Annotated in this window: 12 protein-coding genes; 11 read left to right on the top strand and 1 reads right to left on the bottom strand. The window is 61.6% G+C overall.

The features are described 5' to 3' along the window. The first annotated feature begins 35 nt into the window (after positions 1–35). A complete protein-coding gene (locus LAO20_05460; protein MBZ5530858.1) occupies positions 36–1,151 on the top strand; it encodes a hypothetical protein in 1,116 nt (371 codons plus the stop codon). Between the two features lie 21 nt (positions 1,152–1,172). Beyond that, positions 1,173–1,907 (top strand): TlpA family protein disulfide reductase, encoded by a 735-nt coding sequence (locus LAO20_05455; protein ID MBZ5530857.1) that lies wholly within the window; start codon positions 1,173–1,175, stop codon positions 1,905–1,907. A gap of 19 nt (positions 1,908–1,926) precedes the next feature. Here the strand turns inward: LAO20_05455 and LAO20_05450 are convergent, their stop codons facing one another. Then, positions 1,927–2,847, bottom strand: a complete 921-nt coding sequence (locus tag LAO20_05450; protein ID MBZ5530856.1) for an SDR family oxidoreductase — start codon at positions 2,845–2,847, stop codon at positions 1,927–1,929. A 167-nt stretch (positions 2,848–3,014) separates the two neighbouring features. Between LAO20_05450 and argR the strand changes: the two genes are divergently transcribed. Genes argR through argJ form a run of 9 tightly spaced genes read left to right on the top strand, consistent with a single transcriptional unit; the run spans position 3,015 to position 11,857 of the window. After that, the gene (gene argR / locus LAO20_05445; GenBank protein MBZ5530855.1) at positions 3,015–3,455 is read left to right on the top strand and encodes an arginine repressor; all 441 of its coding nucleotides are present in this window, start codon (positions 3,015–3,017) and stop codon (positions 3,453–3,455) included. After that, positions 3,455–4,516 (top strand): N-acetyl-gamma-glutamyl-phosphate reductase, encoded by a 1,062-nt coding sequence (gene argC / locus LAO20_05440; GenBank protein ID MBZ5530854.1) that lies wholly within the window; start codon positions 3,455–3,457, stop codon positions 4,514–4,516. Before argR ends, argC begins: the two co-directional genes overlap by 1 nt. Then, positions 4,513–5,295 (top strand): acetylglutamate kinase, encoded by a 783-nt coding sequence (argB, locus tag LAO20_05435; protein MBZ5530853.1) that lies wholly within the window; start codon positions 4,513–4,515, stop codon positions 5,293–5,295. Before argC ends, argB begins: the two co-directional genes overlap by 4 nt. Continuing rightward, a complete protein-coding gene (locus LAO20_05430; protein ID MBZ5530852.1) occupies positions 5,292–6,536 on the top strand; it encodes an aspartate aminotransferase family protein in 1,245 nt (414 codons plus the stop codon). Before argB ends, LAO20_05430 begins: the two co-directional genes overlap by 4 nt. After that, the gene (gene argF / locus LAO20_05425) at positions 6,536–7,552 is read left to right on the top strand and encodes an ornithine carbamoyltransferase (protein ID MBZ5530851.1); all 1,017 of its coding nucleotides are present in this window, start codon (positions 6,536–6,538) and stop codon (positions 7,550–7,552) included. Before LAO20_05430 ends, argF begins: the two co-directional genes overlap by 1 nt. Then, the gene (locus tag LAO20_05420; protein MBZ5530850.1) at positions 7,545–8,771 is read left to right on the top strand and encodes an argininosuccinate synthase; all 1,227 of its coding nucleotides are present in this window, start codon (positions 7,545–7,547) and stop codon (positions 8,769–8,771) included. Before argF ends, LAO20_05420 begins: the two co-directional genes overlap by 8 nt. A gap of 2 nt (positions 8,772–8,773) precedes the next feature. Further along, positions 8,774–10,171, top strand: a complete 1,398-nt coding sequence (gene argH / locus LAO20_05415) for an argininosuccinate lyase (protein MBZ5530849.1) — start codon at positions 8,774–8,776, stop codon at positions 10,169–10,171. Then, positions 10,155–10,673 carry an N-acetyltransferase gene (locus LAO20_05410; GenBank protein MBZ5530848.1) on the top strand — a complete coding sequence of 173 codons (519 nt, stop codon included), beginning with the start codon at positions 10,155–10,157 and terminating at the stop codon, positions 10,671–10,673. The genes argH and LAO20_05410 overlap by 17 nt, the downstream gene beginning before the upstream one ends. Continuing rightward, positions 10,670–11,857 (top strand): bifunctional glutamate N-acetyltransferase/amino-acid acetyltransferase ArgJ, encoded by a 1,188-nt coding sequence (gene argJ, locus LAO20_05405; GenBank protein ID MBZ5530847.1) that lies wholly within the window; start codon positions 10,670–10,672, stop codon positions 11,855–11,857. The genes LAO20_05410 and argJ overlap by 4 nt, the downstream gene beginning before the upstream one ends. Positions 11,858–11,982: the final 125 nt, after the last annotated feature.

Here is an 11,982-nt window from a genome sequence, read left to right as displayed (position 1 = left end):
AAGATTCAGCGCGTTCGCCGGCGCAAGGAGCCTGCTTGATCCGTACACATACGCCTTCATCGCGATGCTTGCCGTTCCTCACGATTGTTTTGGTCCTCTTGGTTGCCGGATGGGCAACCGCTCAAGACGCTGCTTCGCAAGTCAAGGCGGAAGCTGACCGTCTGCAACAATCGCTCAAAGACAAGCCAATCAATAATCCTGACTTTCCCAACATCGGCGGCATGGTGGGTGACGCGTTGAAGGGCACGCAAGACGCGCTCAGCGCCGGGCAGCTCTATGTAAGCCTGGAGCGCCTGGCCCAAGCCACCAACCTGCTTCACGGTGTGCGGTGCGCGGACGAAAAAGCAGAGACGGTGAAGAGCGGCTTGCCGGCGTTCGAAGCGGAATGGGGCCAGGCCAGCCTGCAACTCACGGCGCTGGATGAGAAGGCGCGGCAGCGCACATGGACGCGGTCGCCGGCGGCGGTGCGGGCGTTGTCAGAAGCGGCGCAGGCCAAAGCCATCCCGCTGATGGAAGGCAGCCGCGGATTTGCCACGGCTACCGGGCCCAAAGACGGCCTCTTCTATATGGGCCAGGCGCAGGGCGAGGCTGAGTTTGCCAGCTTCCTTGCCACGTTGAAGCTTCCGCGCCCGTCTGCGGCGTTTCCCTTGCGCTCCTATCTGCCGGAGTTGCAGCGGCTACAGGAGAAGACCAACGCGGCTTTCCAGCCGCCCAAGTCCATTGATATGCATCCGCGGTTCATCGCGTTGAATTCCACCATCAAACTGGCCAACGAACTGGACGCGCGCAAAGCCTATGCCGGCGCGCTCTACGTGTATCTGGAAGCCACGCGGCATTACGGAATGCTGGATGCCGCTGCGCTCGATGCGGCCAAGCAGGTCCGGGTGAAAAATGCCATTGCCGTTGAGCAGAAGAAGCTGGCGGCTTCCAGGCGCGATGATTCCATCGCCCAGATCTTTATTGAACGAGCGCAGTCCCAGATCGCCCACACCGACGGCTCGGCGCCCAGCGCGGACGAGTTGCGCAGCGCGCAGGTCATCGTGGAGCAGGTGCTGCCGGCGTATTACGCGGCGCTCAAGCCGGCGGGGCCGCTGCATCGCGCGTCCGGCAAGACGGTGGACGTCACGCTGGTGCGCTGGCCCTACACTTGAAATATCTCAGACCCAGCAAGTTTGCTGGTACAGGAAGTTGCCGCCAAGTATCCGGGACGCGTGACGTTTGTCAGCGAGAATTTTGGCGGGTCCAAGCTAGCCGACCGCTTTGGCGTGAAGGGATATCCGGCGGTGTTCGTGGACGACGTGCTGGTGGCGGCCCCGCGCGAGTTTGGCTACTTCGGCGAAAAAGAAGGCACCGGACGTTATGCTCCGTGGCGCAAGGCCGAGAGCCAGGCCAAATTCAAAGCGGACCTCTCGCGCATGATTGATCTCATTCTGGCCGGGAGAAAGGATATTGTCAGCCGGGAACACGCGGCGACCAGCGCGGACCTGACGCAGATTGCGTCGTTGCCCAAGTTCACGCTGACTGATCTGAACGGCCAGCCGCTCACAGCGGAACAGCTTTCCGGACGCGTGGTGATGGTGGAATTCTGGGCCACGTGGTGCCCGCCGTGCCGCTCAACCCTGGAGTGGCTGGGCCAACTCAAACAGAAATATGGAGACAACATCGCGATCGTCGCGCTGGCGGTGGAGTCGCCGGAGGACAAGATCAAAGAGACGGTCGCGTCGCTCAGTCCTGATCTGCATTGGGCCATCACCGACGCGCCGACAGCGCTGGCTTTCGGCGACATCACGTCGGTGCCGACCATGTTCCTGTTTGATCGATCAGGCAAGACGGCGAGCGTGTTCTACGGCGCGCCACCGGACTTGCATGAGCAGACAGAGAGGCGGTTGGATGCGCTGGTGAAGTAGCGCGGTCGGCGAGCATCGGTTACTTTTTCTGTTCGTCCGCGGCCTGACGGGCGGCATCTAGCACCGCAAGCGCAGGATTGCTTCCGGCATTCGCGAGCTTGTCCATCTTCAGGGAGTAAAGATTCTGCCGCTCGATTTCGGCGGCGTTCTTCAGCAGCACTTCCAGGTCGTCGAAAATGGAAATCATGCGGCCGGAGAGAGCGTCAGCCCGGCCGGAAGCCAGCGTGAGCACCAGTTGCGCGGGACGCTCGGCAGGCACGTCAATGTGCTGGTCAAAAATCTGCGCGAACCAGGGCAGCCACTTCTTGCCTTCCGCGGACTCAAGCGAATAGCTGGCCATGGCCGTACGCACGGTGCCGGGCGAGATGGAGAACAGCGCCACGCCGTGGGGCTTGGCTTCCAACGCTACGCATTCGGTGAACCGCACCAGCGCCGTCTTGCCGGCGACGTAACTGGAATAATACGGCGCAAAAATGGTGGCTACGCCGCTGGCCACGTTGATGATGCGGCCGCGCCGGCGGGCGATCATGCCAGGCAGCACAGCGCGAGTGCACAGCATCGGCCCGCGGACATTGACTTCCAGGCTGCGCCACCATTCTTCTGCGTCGGTTTCCCATAGCGGACCAAACGGTTTTACGTCACCGGCGTTGTTGACCAGGATGTCCACCGGTCCCAGAGATTGCTCCATCTCGCGGACGGCGGAGTGCACCTGGCCGGCATGCGTGACGTCAGCGGTGTAAGCGCGCGCCTGGCCGCCGCTTTGTTCGATCAAGCTGACCGTTTCTTCGAGTTCGCTGTTGGAACGGGCAAGAACGGCAACGCCGGCCCCGGCAGCGGCGAGCGCTTGGGCAACGGCGCGGCCGATGCCGCGGCCGCCGCCGGTGACGAGAGCGACTTGGCCGTAGAGAGTTTGCGACGGAGATTGTGGTGAGTCGGACATAAGATCAGTTCTTTCAGACGCGATGTCATGATACGCCTGCTTGCATAAACACCGTCGCCCGCGATGCGCCGAAGTCGAGAGGCTCCGCAACGTTTTCGTTATTTTTGTGTTGACATGCATATGCCAAGCAATGCATATTTATACATTGGAGTGAATAAGTATTCATTATGAGCAAGCTGGCCCGGCAACAGACGATCGTGGAACTCGCGCAGGAAGCGCCTCTCCCCAACCAGCAGGAGCTGGTGAAGGTATTGTCGCGCCGCGGGTTTCAGGTGACGCAGGCCACGCTCTCGCGCGACCTGAACGAGTTGCGCCTGGTCAAGACGCCGGAAGGCTACATCCTGCCCAACGGCGACGCTTCAGGCGAGCCGCTGCCAGCGGTTTCGCGTGTGGTGCGGGAGTTTGTGCGCGAGATACGGCGGGCGCAGAACCTGCTGGTCATCAAGACCATTCCCGGCAGCGCGCAGCCGGTGGCCGTGGCCATTGACGCGGAAGGCTGGGACGAAGTGGTGGGCACCGTCGCCGGCGACGACACCATCCTGATCATTACCGGCAACAACAAAAAGGCCAGGGAGATGCAGAACCGGCTGGAGGGCATGCGAGCCTGATGGCCCAATCCATACAACCTGCCGTCGTCGGGGCAACCGGCTACGCGGGCTTTGAGCTCGCGCGCCTGCTTTACCGCCATCCGCGGATGAAGAAGCCTGTGCTCTTCACGCGCGAAAGCGAAGGTGCGGGTCCGGCACAGCTGGCTGACGTGTATCCGCAGATCATTCATCCGCAAAGCAACGGCAACGGCGGCTTACCTCTGCAGACATTTAACTGGGAAAAGCTGCGCGCGCAAGGCGTGAACGTGCTGTTTCTGGCGACGCCGCATGAGGTATCGCGCGAGTGGGTGCCGGAAGCCATGTGCCAGGGCGTGCAGGTGATTGACTTGAGCGGCGCGTGGCGGCTGGCGTGCCCGGCGTCACGGGCCATCTACCAATTTGAAGACGCCGATCCCGCGCTGGCGGAAAAACTCACCGCGCAGGCGGTGTACGGGATTCCCGAGCTGCATCGCGCACAGTTGAAGGACGCTGCGCTGGTCGCCAACGCCGGTTGCTACGCGACGTCCATCATTCTGGCGCTGGCGCCGCTGGTGCGTGCCGGGCTGATTGACCTGGCGCACGGGATTGTCGCCGATTCCAAGTCCGGCGTTTCCGGCGCGGGCAAGCAGCCCACGCAGAAGACGCACTTTGTGGAAGTGGCGGAGAACCTCTCCGCCTATTCGGTGTTCAACCACCGGCATACCGGCGAGATGCTGGAGCAACTGGGACTGACCACCGAGCAGTTGATCTTTACGCCGCACCTGTTGCCGATTCCGCGCGGGATTCTTTCCACCATTTACGCGCGGCTGAACGTGGCGGCGCAACCGCAGGACATTGAAGACTGCCTGCGCAACTTTTATTTCGGCTCGCCCTGGGTGCGCATCTTCGCCCACGGCAAGCTGCCGCAGATCCAGTATTCGCTGCACAGCAACTACTGCGATATCGGGTTCCAGCTGGCCCCTGACCGACGACGCCTGGTGATGGTCTCGTGTCTGGACAACCTGCTGAAAGGCGCTGCCGGACAGGCAGTGCAAAACATGAACCTGATGTACGGATGGAACGAAGAGGAGGGGCTGAAATGAAGATTGTAGTGAAGCTGGGTGGCGCGACTTTGGAAAACGCCGAGCTGCTGCAGCGGGCGACGCTGGCGGTGAAGCAACTGGCCGACGAGCATCAAGTGGCCGTGGTCCACGGCGGCGGCTCAGCCCTGACGCGCGTGCTGAACCAGATTGGCAAGACCAGCGAATTTATTGACGGACTGCGCGTGACGGACGCCGAGACGCGGGACTTTGCGGTGATGGTGCTGGCCGGGCACATGAACAAGAAACTGGTGGCGTCGCTGGCCGGGGCCGGACAATCGGCCGTGGGCATGTGCGGCGGCGACGGGATGGCCTTCCGCGCGCGCAAGAAGCCGGCCAACGGGCACGATCTGGGATTCGTGGGCGAAATTTCCGCGGCCGATCCGCGGTGGATCCATGCCATCTGGCAGCAAGGCTGCGTGCCGGTGATTTCCAGCGTGGCGCTGGGCAATGACGGCCAGTATTACAACGTGAACGCCGACCAGATGGCGTCCGCGTGCGCCGTGGCCTGCCAGGCTGACGCGCTGATCTTTCTTACCGATGTCCCCGGAGTCAAGGACGCGGACGGGCTGGTGATTCGCTGGCTCAACCTGAACCTGGCCGCCGAGCTGACGGAGAAGTCCGTGATCCAGGGCGGCATGCTGCCCAAGATTGACGCCTGCAAGAACGCTCTGCTGCACGGCGTGAATCGCGTGCGCATTCTGCCGGCAGCGGAAGTGGAAATGCTGCCTGATTTCTACTTCGCCAAGATTGATTCCGGAACGGAGGTGCTGGTCGCGTGAACCTGGAGCAGGTAAAGAAACTCGAAGACAAGTTGCTGGTCCCAACTTATGAGCGCTATCCCGTACTTTTGCGCAAAGGCCGCGGTGTGCACGTGTACGACCACAAGGGCCGCAAGTACCTGGACTTTCTCAGTGGCATTGGTGTGAACGCGCTGGGGTACGCGCATCCGGCGATCACCAAGACGATCGCGCGGCAGTCGAAGCTCCTGGTCCATACCTCCAATCTTTTTTATACCGAGTACCAGGGCAAGCTGGCGGCAGCGCTCACCAAGATTTCCGGTTTGGACCGGGCGTTTTTTACCAACAGCGGCACGGAAGCCTGGGAAGGCGCGTTGAAATTCGCGCGGGCGTACGCCAAGGAGCACTGCGCTCAAGGCGCAGAGCCGAAGTGGCGCATTCTGGCCCTGGAACATGCTTTCCACGGGCGGACGTTTGGCGCGCTGGCGACCACGCACAAGGAAAAATATCGCGCACCGTTTGCGCCGGGCGTCCCGGGTGTGGAGTTTGTCCGCTTCAACGACGTGGCCGATCTGGAGAAGAAATTCGACTCGACGGTCTGCGCGATTGGTTTTGAGTTTGTGCAGGGGGAGGGCGGCGTGCGTCCGGTGAGCCAGAAGTTTGCTGAGAAGGCGCGCGAGCTGGCTACCAAGCACGGCGCGCTGCTGATTGCCGATGAGATCCAGAGCGGCCTGGGACGCACGGGACGCTGGTTCGCTTATCAGGGTTTCGACATAATGCCGGACATGGTTACGGTGGCCAAGCCGATAGCGGGCGGCTTGCCACTGGGCGCGCTGTTGGCCAGCGAGAAAGTCTCACAATGCATTCATCCGGGAATGCATGGGACCACCTTTGGGGGAGGGCCGCTGGCCTGCGCCGTCGCTCTGGAAGTATTGCATACCATCGAACGGCAGAAGTTGCTGAAGCATATCCAGAAGACCGGCGGATATTTGCTGGAACAACTCCGCGAGCTGCAGAAGTCGCATTCCGCCGTCCGCGAAGTGCGAGGCATGGGGCTGATGGCGGGAGTGGAGCTGGAGTCAGCCGATCTGGCGAAGAATGTTTTCAAGCAGATGCTGGACCGCGGTGTGATCGTAAATCGCACGGACGAGACGGTGATCCGGCTTCTGCCGCCGCTCATCATCAAGAAACAGCACGTGGACCAGGTGGTCCGCTTGCTGGACGACGTACTGAGCAAAAACACCGTGGAGCTGCCGGCCACGGTCCAACGGAGGCATGCATGATGTCAGCAGGAATTCCCGACTTCGCCGCGTTCAACGCGCCGGCAGAGCAGCCGGCGGCGGTTTGTCGCGATCTGGTGTCCGCGCAGGATTTTTCCCCGGAAGAAACCCGGGCGATGTTCGAGCTGACGCACATCATCAAGCACCGCCCGGCGGATTTTCGTGGCGCGTTGGCGGGGAAGCAGCTGGTGCTGTTCTTTGAGAAAGCGTCGCTGCGCACGCGGCTGACGTTTGAATCGGGCATGGCCAGCCTGGGCGGCACGTCACTGTTCGTGGATCAGACGCATTCGCGGCTGGGCGAACGCGAACCGGTACGGGACATCGCGCGCAACGTGGAGCGCTGGGTGGACGCAGTGGTGCTTCGGACTTACGCCCACTCCACCATCACGGAGATGGCGGAGAACACGTGCATCCCCGTGATCAACGCGCTGAGCGACGTGGAGCATCCGTGCCAGGCGTACGCGGACTTCTTCACTCTGCAAGAAAAGTTTGGCGACCTGCGCCAGGTGCACACCGCCTACGTGGGCGACGGCAACAACGTGGCGCACTCGCTGATGCTGGCTGCGGCCGCGCTGGGAACAAGCATTGCCGTGGCCACACCGAAGGGCTACGAGCCGGATAAAGACATCGTCGCGGCGGCCAAGGCGATCGCGCGCTCCACCGGCGCGATTCTTGACGTTACCAATGATCCGAAGCGGGCGGTTACGGGGGCCAACGCCATCTACACGGACGTGTGGGCCAGCATGGGCCAAGAATCCGAAGCCGCGGAGCGGAAAAAGATTTTTGCTCCGTACCAGGTCAACGCCGAGCTATTCGCCCTGGCCGCGCCGGACGCATTCTTTATGCACTGCCTGCCGGCGCATCGCGGAGAGGAAGTGACAGCGGAGATCATAGATTCGCCGCGGTCCATCGTTTTCGATCAAGCCGAAAACCGCATGCACGTGCAGAAAGCCATCCTATTAATGTTGCTGGGCAGCGGCATGAGCCGCCGGACTGCCGTGAGGAGCAATCATGCGTGAGAAAGTTGTCCTGGCATATTCCGGAGGGCTGGACACCTCCATCATTATTCCCTGGCTGAAAGAAAACTACCATTGCGACGTGATCGCCATGATCGCCGACGTGGGCCAGGGCGACGATCTTGACGCGGTCATCGAAAAAGCGCGCAAGACCGGCGCGGCGAAAGTGGTTGTGGAAGACCTGCGCGAAGAGTTCCTGAACGACTACGTCTTCCCTGCTCTGCGCGCGGGCGCGGTGTACGAGCACAAGTACCTGCTGGGGACGTCACTGGCGCGGCCGGTGATCGCCAAGCACCAGGTGGAAGTAGCGTTGCGCGAGAACGCGACAGCGCTGGCGCACGGCTGCACCGGCAAAGGCAACGACCAGGTCCGCTTTGAACATGCCTTCCAGGCGCTGGCGCCGGAGCTGAAGATCATTGCGCCGTGGCGCGAGTGGACGCTGAAATCGCGCGAAGACTGCCTGGACTACGCGGAAGCGCGCGGGATACAGGTCACCGCCAGCCGCGAGAAGATCCATAGTCGCGACCGCAACATATGGCACCTGAGCCACGAAGGCGGCGAGCTGGAAGACCCGGCCAACGCGCCGTTTGAAAGCACGTGGCAGATGACCAGATCGCCGCAGGACGCGCCCGATCGCGAAGAGACGGTGACCATCGGCTTTGCGGCGGGAACTCCGATAACGGTGAACGAGCAAAAGCTGGGGCCGGTGTCTTTGGTGGAACTGCTGAACGAAATTGGCGGACGCAACGCGATTGGCCGCGTTGATCTGGTGGAAAACCGCTTTGTGGGGATCAAGTCTCGCGGATGTTATGAAACTCCGGGCGGGACGCTGCTGCTGACAGCGCATCGCGAACTGGAAGCGTTATGCCTGGAGCGCGAACTCACGCACTTCAAGCAGCAAATTGCTTTGAAATACGCTGAACTCGTCTATTACGGCCTGTGGTTTACGCCGCTGCGCGAAGCCCTGGATGCGTTCGTCGCCGAAACGCAGAAGGACATCACGGGCACGGTAACACTGAAGCTGTACAAAGGCAACGTGAGCATTGGCAGCCGCGAGTCAGAGTTCTCGCTGTACCGGACGGACTTATCGTCGTTCACCATGAGCGAGAGCTACGACCAGAAGGACGCGGAGGGGTTCATCCGCATTCTGGGATTGCCGGCGCGGTCGCGGGCGCGGCTTCACAAACAGAAAACCGAGCAGAAGCAGGAGATCACCAAGTGAAGATGTGGTCGGGCAGGTTCCGGCAACCGCTTGATCCCAGGTTCGAAGAATGGCAGCGCTCATTTCCGTTTGACCAAAAGCTGCTGCGCTTTGAGCTTGCGGCCAGCCGCGCCCATGCCAAGACGCTGGCGGCAGCGGATGTGATCACCGCGGAGGACTTCAACCAGATCGTCGCGGCGCTGGAGCAGATCGGCACGGAGTTCGAAGGCCAGGAAGGCCTGCTGAAAGATCCCGGGGCAGAAGACGTCCATCATTTTGTGGAGACGCAACTGGTGGCGCGCATCGGCGACGTGGGCAAGAAGCTGCACAGCGGGCGCAGCCGTAATGAGCAGATCGCGACGGACTTGAGGTTGTTCGTCCGCGAGTGCATCGATGACTTGCGCGCGGGGCTGGGCGAATTCCTTGAAACGCTGGTGGCGCGCGCGGAAGAGAACAAGTCCGCGGTGATGCCCGCTTACACACATCTGCAACGCGCGGAGCCGGTGCTGGTGGCGCATTGGCTGCTGGCGTATTTTGAGATGTTCCGGCGGGACGCGGACCGCCTGGCAGATTGCCGCAAGCGCGCGAACGAGTGTCCCTTGGGGTCTGGAGCGATTGCGGGGGCGCCGCTGGCGCTGGACCGCAAGATTGCCAGCCGTGAGTTGGAATTTGAGCGGCCGACGGCCAACAGCATGGACGCGACGAGCGATCGCGACTTCATTATTGAGTTCGTCAACGCGCTCGCACTGTTGGGCGTGCACCTGAGCCGCTGGGCGGAAGAGCTGATTCTCTTCGCCACGCAGGAGTACCGGTTCATCCATCTGCCGGAGGCGTACTCGACGGGCAGCAGCGCGATGCCGCAGAAACAAAATCCCGACGCGCTGGAGTTGATCAGGGGGAAGTCGGCGAGGATCATCGGCAGCCAGGTGGCGTTGCTCACGGCGGTAAAAGGGCTGCCGCTGGCCTACAACAAAGACATGCAGGAAACACAGGAGCCGCTGTTTGACGCCGCAGCGACGGCGGGCGCCTGCGTGGAGATTGCCACCGGGTTCATGAAACTCGTCGAGTTCGACCACGCGCGCATGCAGGCCGCCTGCGAAAGCGGATTCATGAACGCGCTGGCCGCAGCCACGTACCTGGTCCATCGCGGCGTGCCGTTTCGCCAGGCGCATGAGATTGTGGCCGGCGCGGTGCAAAAGTGCGTGGAGAAACGCTGCGAGCTCCAGGACCTGTCACTGGACGAGCTGCGCGCGTTCAGCGCAGCGTTTGGCGAAGATATTTACCAGCATTTAAGACTCGACGCCGTACTGGCATGCCATGATGTGCCCGGTGGCACGGCGCCGCGACAGGTCGAACAGGCTTTGCGCGCCGCGCGGCAGCAATTATCGGCGCTGCAGGAGGCACATGCTGCGCACGCGTAACGCCGTCCTGCCGGACGTGGAGCAGATCCACGCAATCATCCGCACGTACTCGGGCAACGGCACGCTCCTGCCGCGGACGCTGGCCGAGTTGCGCGAAAATGTGCGGGACTTTGTGGTGGCCGAAGTGGATGGCAAGATCGTCGGCTGCGGTGCGCTGCATCTGTACGGAATGCACCTGGCGGAGATCCGCTCCATCGCCGTCACGCCTTCAGCTAAGGGCCTGGGCGCGGGACGGAAGCTGGTGGAAGCGCTGCTGAAGGAAGCCGAGCGGCATGAAGTCACGTGCGTGTGCCTGTTTACGCGCATACCAGAATTCTTTGCTCACATGGGATTTGGGCTGGCCAAGCGCGATGACCTACCCGACAAGATTTACAAAGACTGCGTGCATTGCCCGGCGTTCAACGCTTGCGACGAAATCGCCATGTATCGCGGAGAGATTCCCGAGAACAACGGCGTCCGCGACTTGCAGATCCCCAAACCGCTGGTTAAGCTGAACGTGTGAGCACGAATCCGCCGCAAGGGTTTCTCTTCTCTTCCTGTACCGCAGGCATCAAGGCCAGCGGCAAACCTGATCTAGCCCTCATCCACATCCCGGACGGCGCTTCCGCAGCCGCGATGTTTACCCGCAATCAGGTGGTGGCCGCGCCGCTGATCGTGGGACGGGAACACTTGCAGGCTTCCGCCGGCCAAGTTCATGCGGTCATCATCAACGCGGGAAACGCCAACTGCGCTACGGGCAAGCCGGGCATCAAAGCGGCACAGCAAGTCTGCGCCGACCTGGCGAGAAAGCTCAAAATCAATCCGACCTTGGTGTTCCCTTCTTCCACGGGGATTATCGGCATGCCGCTTCCGGTGGAAAAGATCACGGCAGCGGTCCCGGGTTTGATTGGCACAGAGCAAGGCGACGCGGAAGCATTTGAGGCGTTTGCCAATGCCATCCTGACCACGGACACGCACAGGAAGATCGCCAGCCAGAGCATTGTGCATGGCGGCGTTGAAGTGCGGGTGGTCGGAGTGGCCAAAGGCGCGGGCATGATCCATCCCAACATGGCGACGATGCTGGTGTATCTGCTGACGGACGCAATCGCCGCTCCCAAGGAATTGCAGCGGTCACTGAGGAAGGCCGCGGACCAAAGCTTTAACAACATCTCGATTGACGGCGACACGTCAACCAATGACACGGTGCTGCTGTTGGCGAGCGGCAAGAGCGGCGTGCTGGTCAAGCAAGTGGCGCAGGAATTTGACAAAGCGGTGCAGAAGGTATGCCGGTCGCTGGCGGGGCAGATCGTCGCCGACGGTGAAGGCGTGAAACACGTGGTGCGATTGAATATCGAACAGGCCAAGACTGTAGAACAAGCGCGGCAGATCGCGCGGACCATCGCTACCTCGCCGCTGGTGAAGACGGCATGGGCGGGCGCCGATCCAAACTGGGGACGAATCCTGGCGGCAATCGGACGGTCCGGCGTGCCGATTGATCAGGAGCGCATCAGCATCTACCTGGGCGACCAGCAAATCTGCCGCAAAGGCGGGGCGTGCCCGTTTGACGCGGCCAAAGCCAATCAATATATGTCGGAACCGGCGTATGAGATCCGGGTGATTCTGGGCGCGGGGGACAAGAACCTGGAGTTCTTGTCATGTGACCTGACGGCGGAGTACGTGAGGATCAATGCGGATTACAGCACTTAGCATTTAGCAAATGGCAATTGGCAATTAGCAATTGGTAAATGGCCGGCATCGAGCGATCGGTATTTTGGAGGGGCTAAAGCCAATGCACAGACAGGAGAGGCAATGGCCCCCAATCACGTTGCACA

The organism is Terriglobia bacterium, assembly GCA_020072815.1.
Taxonomy (GTDB): Bacteria; Acidobacteriota; Terriglobia; order Terriglobales; family Acidobacteriaceae; genus Angelobacter.
Note: the sequence above shows the minus strand (reverse complement) of the source record. Positions and strands in the feature narration are given on the sequence as shown.